Below are 17,105 nucleotides of genomic sequence, written 5' to 3'. Positions count from 1 at the left end.
CGAAAGCTGGCGATCGGGCGGCCAGCCCGCCAACCTATGAGGAGCTTCTCAGTGGCATGGCCAGCATGGGCCCAGCGGCACCGATCGCGAGCATCGGTGTTCCCCGGGAGATCAAACGGGATGAACAGCGGGTAGCCCTCAGCCCCGACGGGGTGAGGGAACTGGTCTCTCAGGGCCTTGAGGTGCGCGTAGAGGCCGGAGCAGGCCAGGGGGCCGGCATGGAGGACGCCAGCTACGCCGAGGCGGGAGCTCGCCTGGTGGACCGCGAGGAGGCCTGGGGCGCCCATCTGGTGGTGAAGGTGAAGGAACCCCAGCCGGAGGAATTCCCCTTCCTGCGAGGTGATCAGGTGCTGTTCACCTACCTACACCTGGCGGCCTATCCCGAAGTGGGACGAGCCCTGCTGGAAGCAGGCACCACGGGCGTGGCCTACGAAACCGTCCAGCTCGACAACGGCAACCTGCCGCTGCTGGCGCCGATGAGCGAAATCGCCGGACGGCTGGCCGCCCAGGTTGGGGCCCATCTGCTCGAGAAACCCCATGGCGGCAGAGGTGTGCTGATGGGCGGCTGCGCCGGGGTGCGGCCAGCAAGGGTGATCGTGCTCGGGGCCGGCACCGTCGGCTGGCATGCCGCTCGGGTCGCAGCGGCCATGGATGCGGAGGTGTTTCTGCTGGATCACACCCCCCAGCGCCTGCGCATGCTGGAACCCCAACGGATCGGGCGGATGGTGAGCCTGGTGAGCAGCAACAGCCTGATCGAGCGGCTGGTGCCCAGTGCCGATCTGGTGGTGGGCGCAGTGCTCACCCCCGGCAGCCGGGCCCCCACCCTGGTGGATGAGGGGGTGGTGAAGCGGATGAAGCCCGGCTCGGTGATCGTCGATGTGGCGATCGATCAGGGGGGCTGCATCGCCACCAGCCGCGAGACGACCCATACCGATCCCGTGGTGACCATCCACGGCGTGCAGCACTACGCCGTGGGCAACATGCCCGGCGCTGTGCCCTTCACCTCCACTGAAGCCCTCGTAAGTGTCACCCTGCCATACATCATGGGCATCGCCGGACGGGGACTGGTGGAAGCGGTCACCGAGCGGCCCGAGCTGCTCTCCGGCCTCAACACGGTGGATGGGGCGGTCTGCCATCCCGGGGTGGCCAAGGCCCTGGGAATGCCGACCCGCCATCCGATGGCCTGTCTGCGCTGAGCAGCTCGAGAGGCGGCAGGGGACGCCGCAACGCCTCGGGCTGCAGGCCCTCCCGCAGGGCCAGCACCATCCCGGCGGCCTCCGCATAGCTGGCTGCGGCGATCGTCCGCAGACCAAGGAGCTCGGCGCTCACGTTTAGAAGTGAAGGGTTGCCCTCAACGGCGATCAGGGGGATGCCCCGCTCGGCGCAGGCCAGGACAGCCTCACCACCCAGGGCACCGGCCGGGGCCACCACAGCGCCGATCCGGCTGGGATGAATCAGGTCCTCGCCAAAGAGCTCAAGCCCAGGTGATGGCACGGGCCGCAGCGGGATCAGGTTGGGGGCCCGACTCAGGCCCACCAGCACACAGGGCAGAAAGGTGTGACCCAGCTCTTCCGCAGCGGCCAGTGGATCCAGGCGCGGATCCAGAGACAGGGGGGCAAGGGCCGGGGCATGGGCGCAGGGGAGGCCGAGCTGGCGGCTGAGCAGATGGCTGATCACGGCTTCGGCGCCAGCGAGGGCATCCACGCCGCTGCCCTGGCGGTAGGAGGCCAGGGCCTCACTGGAGGGGTCATCGGGGAACCGGGCCACCACGGCGATGGCGGTGGCACCGGCCTGGCGCAGGCTTTCCCCAGCCCGGATCAGAGCATCCGGCCGGCCGATCAGTCCGCTGCTAGCCCCGCTGGGGCCGAGCGAGAGGCTCACCTCCAAGGGAGCGTCGGTGCTGAGCACAGGGCCGATCGAGAGACCAAGGCTGGCGCGGCAGGCCTCGGCCACCTGCAGGTGACGCAGGCGCAGCTCCTCCTCGATACCGGCATCGAGCAGCAGCCCCACCCGCTGAGACGCCACGGGCGCCAGGGCCAGATCACCGGCCGCAAAGCGGTTCAGAGCCCAGCCCTCCACGTAGTGGATGCGCGGGTCGCTCCAGTAGAGAGCCGCCGCATTGAGGGCGTTGGGATGGGTGATCAGGCAGCCGGAAGCGGCCGCCAACAGCCGGGCTGCCGGCAGGCCATCGCCAGCATAGCCGCCGATGGCACAGCCGATGCCTGTGGGAATCACCAACAAAGTGGGCAGAGGCCGGCTCAAGGGATCTGAAGCAGGACCGCTTCGATCCGCAACCGCCGCCGCTGCTGGGAGCCATCCGCGGCCGGCAGGACAGCGGTGATGGCCCAGCGCAAAGGTTCTCCGCGCTCAGCCAGGGCTGAGCGCACCTGGGGAAGCAGCGGGCCGGGGGCCGCCTCCAACCAGAAGTCCACTGTCTCGAGCCGGGGCACTGGAGGGAGAGTCAGCGCTGGTACTGGCCGAACTGGATCTCGTAGAGCGCATCCTCCTGGCCAGCCACAAGGTTCAGATCACTGCGGGGGTAAGACACGCAGAGCAGGGCAAAGCCCTCGGCCTGCAATGCGGCCTTGACACCCATCGCATCTGGCTGGTGCACCTCCCCTTGGCGTAAGCGGCCCGCACAGGTGGTGCAGACCCCGGAGCAACAAGAGCTGGGCAAGGGAACACCAGCCTCCTCCGCCGCCGCGAGAACGGTCTGATCGGCCCGGCAGGAAAAAGTGTGAGTGACGCCGTTGAGCTCGGCGATCACGGTGAAGCTGTCACTCATGGCGTGGTGGAAACGCGGCAGGGGCCTGTCGCGGAGCGTGGACGGTTTCAGGAGGCGACCGCCTGTCGAGCGGATCACCCCTCCATCTTCTCGGACGGCGTGGCCCCATCGAGTGGCAGCTCCAGCCACTGGCCGGGATGGGGCGCCAGGTATTCCGGCGGCTGGGGTTCGCCGGGGCCGCAGGCTGGAGCCGTGAGGCAGAGGTCAAAACTGATCGAGAGTCGCAGGTCCTCCTCTTCCTCGCTTGGCAACACGGCGTGGTCGGTGCTGGACGGAAATAGAACCAGCAGACCCGCCTGCGGGGCGAGATCGTGCCAGCCGGCATTGAGGGGATGGTCCGGAGCGAGCGGGCCGTCGTGGCCGACAGCCAGGCCAGGCACCAGCTCATTGCTGCGGCGTCCATCGAACAGGCGCAGGCAACCGCTGCGGCCGCTGCCATCGCCATTTATGTAATACACCGCGCTGAGATGGGCATTTGGATGATGGTGCCGACCCACCACCTGGCCCGGCTCCGCAACCACGGGCCAGCAGCGCTGAAGATGCAGCCTGATGCGCGCTGGATCGAAGCCAAGGGCCCGCAGGTAGTGCTGGGCTTCGCGGCACACCTGCTCCAACAGCCAGGCGAACTCAGGACGCTGATGCAGCTGCCAGACGCCATGAAAGTCCCCGGTCCAGGCGCAACCTGGATCGGGGTTGGCATTCTGCTCGCCGCGGAGGGCAAGCACCTGTTGAAGCATCAGGGCCGAATCGAGCGGATCCGGCTGCAGTTGAACCCGGCTGATCGCCAGGGGAAACAGGCTGAGGATCCCTCGATCCGGTTCAGGCCATGGCTGTTGCACCACCCACCACTTCCAGGATCTCCTGGGTGATGGCCGCCTGGCGGGCCTTGTTGTAGTCGAGGGTGAGACTCTTGGCGAGAGCTTTGGCGTTGTCGCTGGCGTTGTTCATGGCAGTCATTCGGCTGGCCAGCTCACTGGCCGACGACTCCTGCAGGGAGCGCAGCAGCTGATTCTCCAGATAAAGAGGCAGCAGGGAGTTGAGCAACTGATCAGGACTCTGCTCAAAAACAAAGTCAGATTCCAGGGTCGGCTCCTGATTTGGTGCTGTGCCGCGCTCAACCGCCAGACGACCCTCGCGGGTGGTCAGGCGGAAAATCTCGTCGTCAGGGCTGGCGATGCCCTGGGGATCGAGAGGCAACAGAGTCTGGGAAACCGGCGCACTGCTGACCAGGTTGATGAACTTGGTGTAGACCATCTCGACACGGTCAGTGGAGCCGGAGAGGAACTCGGCCAGCACCTGATCAGCGATAGAGCGCGCCTCATCGGCATTTGGCACCTGATCTAGCCCAGTGAAGGTGGCCGTGATCGGATACGAGCGATTCTGGAAGTAGGTAGTGGCCTTGCGGCCGATCAGGACCAGCGAAATCTCATAGCCCTGTCCCTTCAACTCAGCGAAACGCTGTTCGGTGCGCTTGATGATGTTGGCGTTATAGCCACCACATAGGCCCCGATCGGCACTGACCGCCAACAGGGTGATGTGGCGAAGTGGACGCTCCTGCTCAAGCAGGGGCGTGTTGACAACGTCTTCAAAGCGGAGGCGTGATTGCAGGTTCTCGAGCACCCGCGCCAGTCGGTCTGCGAAGGGCCTGGCGCGCAGAACCTGTTCCTGGGCACGGCGCACTTTCGCCGCCGCCACCAGGCGCATCGCCTCGGTGATCTTGCGAGTGTTCTTAACCGAACTGATCCGATCTCGGATTTCCTTGAGGTTGGCCATGGTGGGGGGACCTCAGGCGGAAGCCAGAAGGGTGGACTTGACGTCGTTGATGGCGTCCTTGAGCATCGCTTCAGCTTCGTCTCCCAGCTGCTTCTCGCTCTGAACCTTGGCGATGAACTCGGGCTTGTTGGTCTTGAGGTAATCACGCAGCTCGCGGCAGAACTGCACAACCTGATCAACAGGCACTTCGTCGATCAGTCCCTTGACGCCGGCGTAGACCACGGCCACCTGCTCCGCCAGGATCAGCGGGCTGAACTGGGGCTGCTTGAGCAGCTCGCGCAGGCGCTTGCCCCGGCCAAGTTGGGCCTGGGTGGCAGCATCAAGGTCGGAGGCGAACTGTGAGAAGGCGGCTAATTCATCAAACTGGGCCAATTCCAATTTGAGAGTGCCGGCGATCTTCTTGATCGCTTTTGTCTGGGCGGCACCACCCACCCGGCTCACCGAGATGCCCACGTTGATGGCGGGCCGCAAACCGGAGTTGAACAGATCGGAGCTGAGGAACACCTGACCATCAGTGATCGAGATCACGTTGGTGGGGATGTAGGCCGACACGTCTCCAGCCTGGGTTTCAATGATCGGCAAGGCAGTCATGCTGCCCTTACCCATGGCATCAGAGAGCTTGGCTGCACGCTCGAGCAGACGGCTGTGGCAGTAGAAGACGTCGCCGGGATAGGCCTCACGGCCGGGCGGACGGCGCAACAGCAACGACATCTGGCGGTAGGCCTGAGCCTGCTTGGTCAGGTCGTCGTACACCACCAAGGTGGCCTTGCCTTCATACATGAAGGACTCGGCGATGGCTGCACCCGTGTAGGGAGCCAGGTACTGAAGAGCCGCAGGCTCAGAGGCACTGGCTGCAACGATCACGGTGTAATCGAGGGCGCCTCGCTCGCGCAGCACTTCCACCACGTTGGCCACTGAAGCCGACTTCTGGCCAATGGCCACATAGACGCAGACAACGTCCTCACCCTTCTGGTTGAGGATGGTGTCGATAGCAATGGCCGTCTTGCCAGTCTGCCGGTCGCCGATGATCAGCTCGCGCTGGCCGCGACCAATGGGGATCATGGCGTCGATTGCCGTGATGCCGGTCTGCATCGGCTCATGCACCGACTTGCGCTGGATGATGCCGGGGGCCATCGACTCGATCAGGCGGGTCGATGTGGTGGCGATCTCACCCTTGCCGTCGATCGGCACACCGAGGGGGTTGATCACCCGGCCGAGCATCGCCTCGCCCACAGGCACCTCCGCGATGCGGCCGGTGGCCTTGACGGTGCTGCCTTCCTGGATTCCCACACCCTCCGCCAGAAGCACAGCACCGACGTTGTCGTCTTCGAGGTTCAGAGCGATGCCCTCGCTGCCATCGTCGAACTGCACCAGTTCGCCGGACATGACCTGCTGCAGGCCGTAGATCCGGGCGATGCCATCACCCACCGAAAGCACTGTTCCGACGTTGCTGACCGAAACGGACTTGTCGTAGTCCTCGATCTGCTGCTTGAGAATGGCGCTGATCTCGTCGGGGCGGATGGAAACCATGGATGGAGATCCCCGGGTGGGGAGACGATGGAAGGGAGTTGGAGGCGGTTGGGGGAAGGGCTAGCCAGCTTTGGCCAGAGCCAGGCCGAGACGGCGCACCTGGCCAGCGAGGCTCGCGTCGATCACCTGGGAACCGACGCTGACGACGAAGCCACCGATGAGGGCAGGGTCGATGTGCAGGTCGAATTCGACCTTGTCGGTACCGGCAACGGCCTGAACCTTGGTATGCAGGGCCTGCTGCTGCTGCTCACTCAGAGGTGAAGCGGAAGTGACCCGGGCCAGGGCAATGCCCCGTTGCTCCCGGTAGAGCACCAGGAAGCGATCCAGAACTGCATCGAGCATGGAGATGCGTTGGCGATCCGCGAGCACCTTGAGCAGTGTCAGGAACGCTGGAGTGATGTCCTTCTCGAACAGCGTGATCAGGGCCTTCTTCTTGGCGTCGGGCTCGAGCACCGGCGAAGCGAAAGCTGCCCGCAACTCTGGTGAGGCATGCCAGAGCTCAAGGAGCTCCTTGGCCTGCTCGGCCACAAGTTCGGTTTCCTGTCGCTGGTCGACCACCTGAAGCAGGGCTTCGGCGTAAGGGGTGGAGATGGAGTTGAGGAGAGGCATCAGGCTTGCCCAAGGCTGTTGATGGATTGGTCGATGAAGCGGGCCTGAGCCTCGGCGTCGAGCTTGCCGGGCAAGGAGGCAAGGGCCCTATCGACAGCGCGTCGGGCGGCCTCGCGTCGCAGCTGTTCGCTGACTCTGGATGCTTCCGACTGGAGGTCGGCCACTGCACCCTGCTTGAGACGAGCCATCTCATCGACGGTTCGGCGCTCACTATCTAGGCGCAGGGCATCAGCACGGGCCCTGGCATCACTCCGGATCTTTTCGGCCTTAATCCGAGCATCGGCCAGGTCCTGCTTGGCTGCCGCCAGGGCCGTGGTGGTCTCGAGAAGTCGCTGCTCGGCATCCTGTAGATCAGCAAGGATGGTCGCTCGTCTGGTTGCAAGAATCCCTCCGAGCACCTTGGGCAAGAACCAGACCAACGCGGCGATCACGATCGCCAGATTGATGATGTTGGTTTCGAAAAGATTCAGGTTGAGGCCGAATCCTCCCTCACTCGCAAGAAGGCTGGGGACTGAAGTGAGGATGCTCATTGTGCTGCCAGCAAACGGGTGACGATCAGATCGCCGAGCCGGTCGGCTTCACCATTAAGGGTTTCTTCAGCCTTCTTCCTCTGGCTGTCGATTTCCCGCCGGGCCGACTCACGGCTGCCATTGGCTTCCGCTTGGGCCGCGGCGAGTGCACTGCGGTAAAGACGATCCATTTCCTGTTCGGCCTCCACAATCAATGACTGGGCCTGCTGGCGGGCTTCGCGCAGCTGCTGGCGCAGATCCGCCTCCAGCCGCTCAGTCTGGGCCAGCTGCTGCTTGGCCTCGGCGCGACTGGTGGAGATGTAGCTCTCACGCTCCTCGACGGTCTTGCCGACAGGGCGGAAAAAAAGAGCGTTGAGGATGAAGGTGAGGAGGACGACCTGAACCGCCATCAGCGGCAGGGTTGCATCGAGGTCGAACAGACCTCCCTCTGGAGCACCTGCTGCGGCAAGCAGTAGCCAGCTGGTCATGGGGCGGGGACGCTGGAGGGATCGGGTTGGCCGCCCCGACCTGGGGCCGGAGGGGACGGATAGAAGCTTTGGAATAACGGAACGGGGACCGAGGTCTCAGCCCCAGTACCCCGTTCCTGCCTGGAGCGCTCAGCCGGCGAAGGGGTTCGCGAACAGCAGCACGAGGGCTACAACCAGGCCGTAAATGGTGAGGGCTTCCATGAACGCCAGGGAGAGCAGCAGGGTGCCGCGGATCTTGCCTTCGGCTTCGGGCTGGCGGGCGATGCCCTCGACAGCTCCGCCTGCAGCGGTGCCCTGACCGATGCCGGGGCCGATGGCGCCTAGGCCGACGGCCAGACCGGCAGCCACAACAGACGCTGCAGAAGTGATGGAATCCATGGTGGAACGTTGGGGATGTGGGGGCGCCGGAAGAGCGCGGGATGAAGCTGGCGCCTGGGACATCTCCGCTTGGGAGACGGGCCCGGTTCTGACCGGACCTACGCGCAGAAGATTTAGCAGAACGACCGACCGGGCCTGGGAAGGCCGATCAGCCTGGATGGATCAGTGATGCTCTTCGTGCACCGCTTCACCGATGTAATAGGCGGCGAGGGTTGCAAAAATCAGGGCCTGGATGGCGCTGGTGAAGAGACCCAGGAACATGGCAGGGAGTGGCACAACCAGGGGTACCAGGAACGCCAGCACCGCCACCACCAGCTCGTCGGCAAGAATGTTGCCGAAAAGACGGAAGGAGAGGGACAGAGGCTTGGTGAAATCCTCGACGATCTTGAATGGAAGCATGATCGGCGTGGGCTCCACGTAATACTCGAAGTACCGAAAGCCCTTGCGGCTCAGACCTGCATAGAAGTAGGCCAGAGACACCAGCAAAGCCAGGGCGATGGTGGTGTTGATATCAGCAGTAGGTGCCCCGAGCTCACCACTGGGCAGATGAATCAGTTTCCATGGAACCAGGGCTCCGCCCCAGTTGCTCACGAAAATGAACAGGAAAAGGGTGCCGATGAAAGGAAGCCAGTCTCGGTAAGCCTTTTCGCCGATCTGATCACGGGCCAGATCACGCAGATAACCCCAGATGAATTCCAGCAGGTTCTGGACACCACGGGGATCGCGCTCAAGGTTTCTGGTACCAGCTACAACCAGAGCCAGCAGCGCGCCGATGACGAGCCAGGAGCTCAGGAATACCTGGCCATGAATCTGAAAACCACCGATCTTCCAGTAGAGGTGCTGACCCACCTCCAGCTCGGCGAATGGAAGGGAAAGAGACAACGGAACCATCGAGGGGTACAGAGGTGCCGCTGAAGCGACGGATTGGGTGATCAGGAAATCGAGGTATCGCTGATCAGGGACGGACGAAGGCCTGAAGGAGAAGGGCCGGCTTGTAGAGCAGGAACCCGATCAGGGCCGGAAGGATTTCCAGCTGCGGAATCCGTGAGCAACCCAGAACGAGCACCACCGGAACCAGCAACTGACCCTTTCCAACCCCCTTGGACTCGGGACCGATACGACCCACGCTGCGTGCAAGAAGCCGCAGGTAGAGCATGCCGGAGACCGCTCCAAGCGAGAGGCTCAGGGCAGTGGTCCAATCGAACAGGAAGGCAGCCGCAGGGACAGCCAGAGCTGAAACCAGCAGAGTGGACAACAACAGACGCCTTTGCAGACGCACGTACTCGTCCATACCGTTATCTGGAATGTCCACCTCTGGAGTGGACTCGGGGGATGGAGCAGGCGGAACAAGAGTGGGAACCGCCAGTTCTCTCCCGGCCAGACCACGCAGCAAGGACGCCCGCAGATCAGAAGCCTCCTGAGGGAAGACCTCAGGGGAATCAGGGCCGGTTGTTGTACCGGATGCGGGGGTGGCCTGCAAGCGCGTCAGCAAATCGGAAAAGGCGCGCGGAATCTATCACGAAGCTGTTACAACCCAGTTGTGGAGCCCTTGCCGGCAGGAGCCAGCAGCAGCAGGCGGCGGCGCCAGAGAGTGCGCGCCACCGCAGCCTGCAGCTCAGGCGACCAGCCCAGGGACAACCGGCCGATCGGAGTCGACTCCGGCGCCGCCTCAATGGCCATCAGCAGGGCCAGTTCCTGATCATCGAGATCGATCGGCCTGAGGTCAGGATCGAGCAGCGTGGTTCCCGGCCAGCCCCAAAGGCAGGGGTTGCGGCGGCCGCTGGCCGCCAGCAACTCTTCGTCGTTGTCCCAGGAGCTGATGCGCAGGGGGCCTCGGCTGAGAAAGAACTCGAAGTGGCTGATGTCGGGGTCGAGGCTTTCCACCAGCGCCCAGCGCTGGTGATCGGGCAGGGCCCGGGCACGCTCCAACAGCTCTCCCTCCAACAGGCGGGCCGGATCCCAGACCTCGGGATTGGAGAAGCCGGCAAACTCAAGCCCTGCGCTGGCCACGAAGCGAAACAGGCCTTCCAGGTCGTAGCTGGTTTCCTGAGGATGGAGATACATGTCGGCGAAATTGGCGTCCGCCGCGGTGTCGAGAGCCCAGCGCTGCTCGTGGTGGCGGCGCAGGCGGTTCGTTTCCGGCAACTGCTCGAAGAGAGCACGGACCAGGCGAAGGCCATCGCCGTCGCCGATCACGTCCAGAGCTGTGAGCGCCCGCTGCACACGGTGGATCTCCCAACGACCGCCATCGGCATAAAGAAACAGGTGCAGCAGGCCGCCGGGGCTTAGAAGTTCAGCCAGGGCCTGCAGTCCCGCTTCGGGCTGATTCAGGTGGTGCAGCACCCCGACCGAATTGATCAGCTCGAACGGGCCTTCCCCTTTGAGGTCCAGCAGGCTGCGCTGCTCGAGGCGCAGGGAAGAGCAGTGCCGGGCGCCGCCAGAGCGACGCAGCCGCTCGCGGGCAACCTCCAGGGCGCCCGAGCTGATGTCGACAGCCAGGATCTCCGCTCCTGGGTTGAGGTGAGCCAGGTAATCGGTACTGACGCCGGTGCCGCAGCCAGCATCCAGCAGCCTGGCTGGCGGGCCCGACTCAGGCAGGCGGCCCGTGCAGGCACTGCTGACGCAGGGATAGCTCCAGCGCCAGTTGTAGCCGGGTGGAGGTCCGTCCTGAAGTGGATCCCCCGGGTAGGGGAAGCGGTCGTAGAAGGCGCTGACCACCGGTGTGGCGGCATCGGCGGAGCCAGGGTTCATCGTCGAAGGGATGGAATCCATGGGGAGCTTTTCATGGGCTGGGCCCAGCAATGGAGGCCGCTGGACGATGGGCGTCGCTGAAGGTCAGCTGCAAACATTTGTTCATGCCGGCCGGGAGGGCAGGACCCCAGCCGTAACGTGGCTTTGCCCGGTACACGCCCGTTCATGACCGTGACCGCCAGCAGCGGCAGCACCAGGGTCAGCCCCCAGCTCTACGACACCCTGCCGCTCTCCAGCGTCCGTCAGGCGGAGCAACAGGATCGCTTCCCCGAGAAGGTGGAGCTGGAAACTCTTCTCAACTTCTACCGAAGCGGTTCGGCCCGAGTTGAGGCGGCTCGACTCATCTCCGCCAATGCCGACGCCATCGTCGCCAAGGCCGCCAACCGGATCTTCGCCGGGGGCACGCCGCTGTCCTATCTCGATGCGCCCCTGACCCCCTTCAACGTGGGTTCTCTCGAGAGCGAGACACTGGCCAGCGACCAGGTGGCAGCCGCTATCTCAGTGCGTACGTTCGCCCAGGGCAGCGGTGGCACCGGCCTTCTCGGCCGGATCCTCGAAGGGGTCCAGGCCGATGCCGACGTGCGGGTGGTGCTTCCCCCCGGCTTCAGCCCGATCAGCGTGGCGCGCTACGGCACCGAGCGCATGCGCAAGTCGCTGCGCGACATGGGCTGGTTCCTCCGCTACGTGGGATACGCCCTGGTGGCCGGTGATCCCAGCATCCTGGCCGTGAACACCCGCGGCCTGCGCGATGTGCTCGAGAAGGCCTGCTCCCTGACCGCCACCAACGTGGCCCTCCAGGAGATGCGCGCAGCCGCCGCCAATCTCTTCCGCAAGGACTCGGAGTCAAGGCGACTGGTGATCGATTGCTTCAACGTGCTGCTCAAGGAGCTGGAAGTTCCCACCCCCTCCGCTCGCCAACGCCTGGGCAGCCCCGAAAACCAGGGCCTGCAGCTTCCGGCCATCTACGCCCTGGCCGCCGAATCCCGCCAGCGCTTCGTCATGAAGAAAGGCCTCTCAGGCCGAGAAAAGGCTGAGGTGATCCGCGCCGCCTACCGGCAGGTGTTCCAGCGAGACATAGTCAAGGGATACTCCCAGGTTGTAGCTCCTGTGGAAGCCACCCAGGTGGCGCAGGGTCAACTCTCGATGCGGGAGTTCATTCGCGCTCTTGGGCGCAGCAAGGAATACAGGCGTCAGTTCTACGGACGCTTCTCCAACAGCCGGGTCGTGGAACTTGCCTTCCGTCATTTCCTCGGGCGTGGCGTGAGCACGATCGAAGAATTCCGTCGCTACTTCGCCATCGTCAGCCAGCAGGGACTGCCCGGCCTGGTGGATTCCCTGATCAACACGCAGGAGTACGCCCAGACCTTCGGGGAGGAAACGGTCCCTTACCTGCGCGGTCTGGGTGAAGAGGCCCAGGAAAGCGCCGGCTGGGGATCAAACAGCAAGTTGTTCCGCTTCAGTGCGCCCTTTGAAGGGGCGCCGCAGTACATCACTCTCTACGCGTCATATCGCCAACCTCTGCCCGATCAGCACCCCTACGGCGGTGGCAACGATCCCCTGGGTCTGAACTACGGGGCGATCTTCCCCTCGGGGACGGCTTCAGTGGCCACCAGGTCCGCCCCTTTCAACGACGACACCCGGCGCATCCTGGTGGGTAACGGCATGGCCCAGCCCGGTCAGATGGACAGCCCCCAGTTCCGGGCCTCCACCCCCCGGCGCGTCGGTCCAAAAGTGGTGAGGTTGCAGCAGATCGCCACCGGTGGGGCTTCAGTGCCTCGGCGCGGCGGTCAGCCCAGCATCCGCGGCACAGAATCCAGCACTCAGGCAGTTATCAGGGCCGTGTACGTGCAGGTGCTCGGCACCACCGGCTACGACGGCGAGGCGCTGAAGGTGGAGGAGATAAAGCTTGAGAACGGTGACATCAGTCTGCGCGAGTTCATTCGCCAGGTGGCGCGCTCAACCGCCTTCCGTCGCCGTTACTGGGCCAACCTTTACATCACCAAGGCCATCGAGGTGATGCACCGTCGTCTGATCGGGCGCCCCACTTTCGGGAGGCGTGAGATCAACAGCTACTTCGACACGGCGGCGCGCCAGGGCTTCTACGGCGTCGTCTACGCCATGCTGAACAGCACTGAATACCTTGCAGCCTTCGGGGAAGACACGGTCCCCTACGAGCGCTTCATCACCCCATCCGACCTCAATGCCCGCAGGATTCCCGCCCTGCGCCGTGTCCTCGATCCCTCAACCATCCCAGACCTCACCCCGGTGAGCCGGCCGCAGGTGGCCCCGGTCAGCACCTTCCGCAGCAGTGGCGACATCACGCCTCGCAACCTGCCCGACCGCCGCCTGAACCAGGTGGTGGGTGGCTGGAGTGCTCGTTTCGCCCAAGGCGAAGAGACTCCGTCAAGGCCTGCAAGCAGCTCTCCCCAGAGCCTGCGGCAACCACCCGAGCCCAGCCGCCGCTGGAGCCAGGCCCCGAGCCGGCCCGGCGCCACGTCCAGTGGCTGGAGCGCCAATGCCGGCAGCTCGGCACGGGTGGCCAAACCTGTGGACCGCAACCAGATTCCAGGAGGCTGGAGCGCCCAGGTCGCCTCCAATGGATTCCGTGCAGTGGTGGCACCCCAGCCTGGAGCAGCCATGGCTAAGGCCCTCGACGGAGCTCGCCCCCAGGGCTTCAGCCGCCGCCGCAGCCTCGGCCAGCCCGTGATGCTGCTGCCGGAGGCCGATGAGGCCATGCTCCAGCAGGTGATTGAAGCCACCTACCGGCAACTGCTGAACCGGGTCCCGCTGGCAGCTGAGCGACTGGGCGATGCCGAATCGCAGCTTCGTGACAGGCGACTGTCAGTCTCGGAATTCGTGGCGGTTATCGCCGGGTCTGATCTTTTCCAGCAACGGCTCAACCGCATGGCGCCGCTGCGGGCTGCCTCGGCGGCATACCTCGCCCTGCTGGGCAGAGCTGCCCAGCCCCGAGAGGTGAGCCAGTACCTGGCCACTCGAGGCAAGAAGGGTCAGGTGGCCGCCCTGGACGACATGCTCACCGGCAAGGAGTACGCCAACAGCTTCGGCCGCGATACCGTTCCCTACATCAAGGGCATGGCCACCGCCGATGGGATCCCCCTGGCCACTGTGAACCGCACAGCTCTGCTCTACTCCGGGAATGCCGGACTGACTCCTCCACCTCGCGGGGCGATTTGAGCTTCTACTGAACGCTCGACCAGGGATCAATCCCTTGGTCTCCCCATGAGCCCCCGGACGGAAGTTCGGGGGATTTCTTCATGGAAAAATGATGTGATCACCACGATCATTGATGTGGAATGAAAACGGGAAGCGCCAGAAGGCCTGCAAAGTGTTAACAAACTAAGAGGTCTTCCCTTAGGCGCAGAAAAGGTCAGAGTCGCTGCCAGACAAGGGGTTTGACCCAAGCACACCGCCGTGAAGAACTGTTACCGGCGCCGGGAGGGGTGGCCACCTCTGCCGCAGAATGACTCCGCGGTCAGCAAGCCTGATCGACAGCTCACTCTCCCGACCAAACCGTTGGCGTTCACGTCAACGAAGCGAAGGAGCGAGGGGCATCCCTTACCCACCGGATATCGGTCTCCATTACGGCGACCGCTTGTTTCGAGGCAGAACTGCATGAGCATCGTCTCCAACTCGATCATCAACGCGGACGCCGAAGCCCGCTACCTCAGCCCTGGCGAACTCGACCAGATCAAGTCCTTCGTCGCCGGCGGTCAACGCCGTCTGCGGGTGGCTCAGGTCTTGGGCGAAAGCCGCGAGCGCATTGTGAAGCAGGCCGGCGGCGCCCTCTTTCAAAGGCGACCCGACCTGATCTCACCCGGCGGCAACGCCTACGGCGAGGAAATGACGGCCACCTGTCTCCGCGACGTCGACTACTACCTGCGCCTGGTGACCTATGGCGTTGTAGCGGGTGACGTTACCCCGATCGAAGAAATCGGCATCATCGGCGCTCGCGAGATGTATCGCGCGCTCGGCACTCCTCTGGAGGCCATGGCCGAGGTCGTCCGTGAGCTCAAGAACGCCTCCCTGGGGCTGCTCACGGGAGCCGACGCCGAAGAGGCAGGCTTCTACTTCGACTACGTCATCGGCGCCCTCTCCTGAGGCTTCGCCTCTCCTTGCCCACCGCCTCTTCCCAGGACACATGCAAGACGCGATCACCAACGTCATCAACCAGTCCGACGTTCAGGGTCTCTACCTGGACGACTCCTCAATCGGACGGCTGGAGCAGTATTTCTCCAGCGGCGAGCTCCGTGTACGCGCAGCGGCCACCGTCGGTGCCAACTCGGCATCGATCATCAAAGAAGCTGTCGCCCAGACTCTGCTGTATTCGGACATCACCCGTCCGGGCGGCAACATGTACACCACCCGTCGCTATGCGGCCTGCATCCGCGACCTGGACTACTACCTGCGCTACGCCACCTACGCCATGCTTGCGGGTGACACCTCAATACTCGACGAGCGTGTCCTGAACGGACTCAAGGAGACCTACAACTCCCTGGGTGTGCCCATCGGCGCCACCGTCCAGTCGATCCAGGCCATGAAACAAGCGGCTGCTTCGCTGGTGGGCCCCGAGGCTGGCCGTGAACTCGGCACCTACCTTGATTACATCAGCTCCGGCCTGGGCAACTGATCCCGACCCAACGCCCAACCCGCGAGGATCACCACATGCGCCTGTTCAAGATCACGGCCTGTATTCCCTGCCCTGAAAAAGTCAGGAGCCAGCGGGAACTGCAGAACACCTTCTTCACCAAGTGGGTGCCCTACGAGAGCTGGTTCGCTGAACAACAGCGGATCATGAAGCAGGGGGGGAGGATTCTCAAGGTTGAGCTCGTCACGGGTCGCCGTCAGGTCAACGTCGGCAACTGACAGCTGCTCTGAGCTCTGGCTCCCGACTGATCAAACCTGCAAAGCCCGGCCTTGACCGGGCTTTTTTTGTCCCAACCCCCTTCCCCCGAAGCTGCGGCCACGGCTGAATGGGGAACGTACTCCTTGCGCCAGTCCTTGCCGGCCACCATGACCCGACGCCCCAGGAGCTCTGCCAACTCAAGATCGAGCGACCAGTTGACCGTGGCGGAGGCAAATCCAGCTCCGCCGCCTCTGGCCTGGGCCGATTGGCCAGCAGAAGCCAGACTGCTGCTGGTGATGGTCGGAATCTGGTGCCTGGCCGGACTGCTGATCCTGGGCTCGGCAAGCTGGTGGGTGGCAGCAAGGGAGAACGGGGATCCCGCCTTCTACCTCAAGCGGCAGGCGATCTGGCTGATAGCCAGCTGGGGACTGCTCTGGCTGGGAATGCGCACCTCCCTGCGGCGTTGGCTGCGGATGGCAGGCCCGGCCGTGCTGATCGGTGGCGTGCTGATCGCTGCCACCCTGGTGGCGGGCAGCACAGTCAACGGCGCCAGCCGCTGGCTGGTGCTCGGACCGATCCAGATCCAACCCTCGGAGCTGGTGAAACCCTTCGTGGTGCTTCAGGGGGCCTCCCTTTTCGCCCACTGGAAACGCATCGGCCTGGATCAGAAAATGCTCTGGCTGGGCACTTTCGCGGCCCTGCTGCTGCTGATTCTCAAGCAGCCCAACCTCAGCACCGCCGCCCTGACGGGCCTGCTGCTCTGGTTCATGGCCCTGGCAGCCGGCTTGCCGTTGCTTTCGCTGCTCGGTACTGCCGCCGCCGGAGGGGCCCTGGGGGCCGCCAGCATCATGGTGAACGAATACCAGCGCCTCAGGGTGATCTCCTTCCTCAACCCCTGGCGCGACGCCCAGGGTGACGGCTATCAACTGGTGCAGAGCCTGCTGGCGATCGGTTCGGGTGGGGTGCTCGGTGAGGGATTTGGCCTCTCGACCCAGAAACTGCAATACCTGCCGATCCAGTCGACCGATTTCATTTTCGCGGTCTTCGCCGAAGAGTTCGGCTATGTGGGTTCACTGGTGCTGCTGCTGTTCCTGGTGCTGTTCGGTTTCGTGGGACTGAGGGTGGCCCTTGGCTGCCGCAGCAATCAGCAGCGACTGGTGGCCATCGGTGCCACAACCCTGCTGGTGGGCCAATCAATCCTGAACATCGCCGTGGCCAGTGGCTCGATGCCCACCACGGGCCTGCCGCTGCCGATGATCAGCTATGGAGGCAACTCCCTGCTGGCCAGCCTGCTCACCGCGGGCCTGCTGATCCGCTGTTCCCTGGAATCCCGCGGCTGGGAGAGACGCCCGCTTCGCGGAAGCCGTGACCGCGGCGGAGGGGCCAGCCCCAACCCCGCCCCGATAGGCTGAGTTCCC

The 17,105-nt window shown here is 64.2% G+C and carries 19 protein-coding genes; 6 read left to right on the top strand and 13 right to left on the bottom strand.

Annotated elements, in window-relative coordinates; genetic code table 11:
• Positions 1-56: 56 nt before the first annotated feature.
• Complete coding sequence (gene ald, locus KBY93_RS01580; RefSeq protein WP_094554753.1) at positions 57-1,196, top strand: alanine dehydrogenase; 1,140 nt, start codon at positions 57-59, stop codon at positions 1,194-1,196.
• Here ald and KBY93_RS01575 read toward each other — a convergent pair.
• The 13 genes from KBY93_RS01575 to KBY93_RS01515 all read right to left on the bottom strand — a co-directional run bounded on the left by KBY93_RS01575 (position 1,108) and on the right by KBY93_RS01515 (position 10,823).
• Positions 1,108-2,262 (bottom strand): DUF3326 domain-containing protein, encoded by a 1,155-nt coding sequence (locus KBY93_RS01575; protein ID WP_255092482.1) that lies wholly within the window; start codon positions 2,260-2,262, stop codon positions 1,108-1,110. The genes ald and KBY93_RS01575 overlap by 89 nt on opposite strands.
• On the bottom strand, positions 2,259-2,450 hold the full coding sequence (locus KBY93_RS01570) for a hypothetical protein (protein WP_255092481.1): 192 nt from the start codon (positions 2,448-2,450) through the stop codon (positions 2,259-2,261). The genes KBY93_RS01575 and KBY93_RS01570 overlap by 4 nt, the downstream gene beginning before the upstream one ends.
• Positions 2,451-2,461: 11 nt before the next feature.
• Entirely contained in the window at positions 2,462-2,785 is a 324-nt protein-coding gene (locus KBY93_RS01565; RefSeq protein WP_255092480.1) for a 2Fe-2S iron-sulfur cluster-binding protein, read from the bottom strand.
• Positions 2,786-2,859: 74 nt separating this feature from the next.
• Positions 2,860-3,627: a TIGR02466 family protein gene (locus tag KBY93_RS01560; RefSeq protein WP_255092479.1), complete on the bottom strand. Its 768-nt coding sequence runs from the start codon at positions 3,625-3,627 to the stop codon at positions 2,860-2,862.
• Positions 3,605-4,558 carry a F0F1 ATP synthase subunit gamma gene (locus KBY93_RS01555; protein ID WP_255092478.1) on the bottom strand — a complete coding sequence of 318 codons (954 nt, stop codon included), beginning with the start codon at positions 4,556-4,558 and terminating at the stop codon, positions 3,605-3,607. The genes KBY93_RS01560 and KBY93_RS01555 overlap by 23 nt, the downstream gene beginning before the upstream one ends.
• A gap of 12 nt (positions 4,559-4,570) precedes the next feature.
• Entirely contained in the window at positions 4,571-6,088 is a 1,518-nt protein-coding gene (gene atpA, locus KBY93_RS01550; protein WP_255092477.1) for a F0F1 ATP synthase subunit alpha, read from the bottom strand.
• Between the two features lie 60 nt (positions 6,089-6,148).
• Positions 6,149-6,697: an ATP synthase F1 subunit delta gene (gene atpH, locus KBY93_RS01545; protein ID WP_255092476.1), complete on the bottom strand. Its 549-nt coding sequence runs from the start codon at positions 6,695-6,697 to the stop codon at positions 6,149-6,151.
• The gene (locus tag KBY93_RS01540; RefSeq protein ID WP_255092475.1) at positions 6,697-7,227 is read right to left on the bottom strand and encodes a F0F1 ATP synthase subunit B; all 531 of its coding nucleotides are present in this window, start codon (positions 7,225-7,227) and stop codon (positions 6,697-6,699) included. The genes atpH and KBY93_RS01540 overlap by 1 nt, the downstream gene beginning before the upstream one ends.
• A complete protein-coding gene (locus tag KBY93_RS01535) occupies positions 7,224-7,694 on the bottom strand; it encodes a F0F1 ATP synthase subunit B' (RefSeq protein WP_255092474.1) in 471 nt (156 codons plus the stop codon). The genes KBY93_RS01540 and KBY93_RS01535 overlap by 4 nt, the downstream gene beginning before the upstream one ends.
• 129 nt (positions 7,695-7,823) lie before the next feature.
• A complete protein-coding gene (atpE, locus tag KBY93_RS01530; RefSeq protein ID WP_010315318.1) occupies positions 7,824-8,072 on the bottom strand; it encodes an ATP synthase F0 subunit C in 249 nt (82 codons plus the stop codon).
• 162 nt (positions 8,073-8,234) lie between these two features.
• Positions 8,235-8,963: a F0F1 ATP synthase subunit A gene (gene atpB / locus KBY93_RS01525; RefSeq protein ID WP_094554763.1), complete on the bottom strand. Its 729-nt coding sequence runs from the start codon at positions 8,961-8,963 to the stop codon at positions 8,235-8,237.
• Positions 8,964-9,027: 64 nt separating this feature from the next.
• Positions 9,028-9,465, bottom strand: coding sequence for an ATP synthase subunit I (locus KBY93_RS01520; protein WP_315856374.1), 438 nt, complete (start codon positions 9,463-9,465; stop codon positions 9,028-9,030).
• Between the two features lie 134 nt (positions 9,466-9,599).
• Positions 9,600-10,823, bottom strand: coding sequence for a trans-aconitate 2-methyltransferase (locus KBY93_RS01515; RefSeq protein ID WP_255092625.1), 1,224 nt, complete (start codon positions 10,821-10,823; stop codon positions 9,600-9,602).
• A gap of 165 nt (positions 10,824-10,988) precedes the next feature.
• On the opposite strand from KBY93_RS01515, the gene KBY93_RS01510 reads away from it, so the two are divergent.
• From KBY93_RS01510 to KBY93_RS01490, 5 genes are all read left to right on the top strand, one after another.
• A complete protein-coding gene (locus KBY93_RS01510) occupies positions 10,989-14,018 on the top strand; it encodes a phycobilisome rod-core linker polypeptide (protein WP_255092471.1) in 3,030 nt (1,009 codons plus the stop codon).
• A gap of 438 nt (positions 14,019-14,456) precedes the next feature.
• Positions 14,457-14,942: an allophycocyanin gene (locus KBY93_RS01505; RefSeq protein WP_255092470.1), complete on the top strand. Its 486-nt coding sequence runs from the start codon at positions 14,457-14,459 to the stop codon at positions 14,940-14,942.
• Between the two features lie 40 nt (positions 14,943-14,982).
• Complete coding sequence (apcB, locus tag KBY93_RS01500) at positions 14,983-15,471, top strand: allophycocyanin subunit beta (protein WP_094554768.1); 489 nt, start codon at positions 14,983-14,985, stop codon at positions 15,469-15,471.
• Positions 15,472-15,506: 35 nt separating this feature from the next.
• Positions 15,507-15,707 (top strand): phycobilisome linker polypeptide, encoded by a 201-nt coding sequence (locus tag KBY93_RS01495; RefSeq protein WP_255092469.1) that lies wholly within the window; start codon positions 15,507-15,509, stop codon positions 15,705-15,707.
• A gap of 147 nt (positions 15,708-15,854) precedes the next feature.
• Positions 15,855-17,099: an FtsW/RodA/SpoVE family cell cycle protein gene (locus KBY93_RS01490; RefSeq protein ID WP_255092624.1), complete on the top strand. Its 1,245-nt coding sequence runs from the start codon at positions 15,855-15,857 to the stop codon at positions 17,097-17,099.
• The last annotated feature ends 6 nt before the right edge of the window (positions 17,100-17,105 follow it).

This window comes from Synechococcus sp. J7-Johnson (genome assembly GCF_024345795.1).
Lineage (GTDB): Bacteria > Cyanobacteriota > Cyanobacteriia > PCC-6307 > Cyanobiaceae > Regnicoccus_A.
Note: the sequence above shows the minus strand (reverse complement) of the source record. Positions and strands in the feature narration are given on the sequence as shown.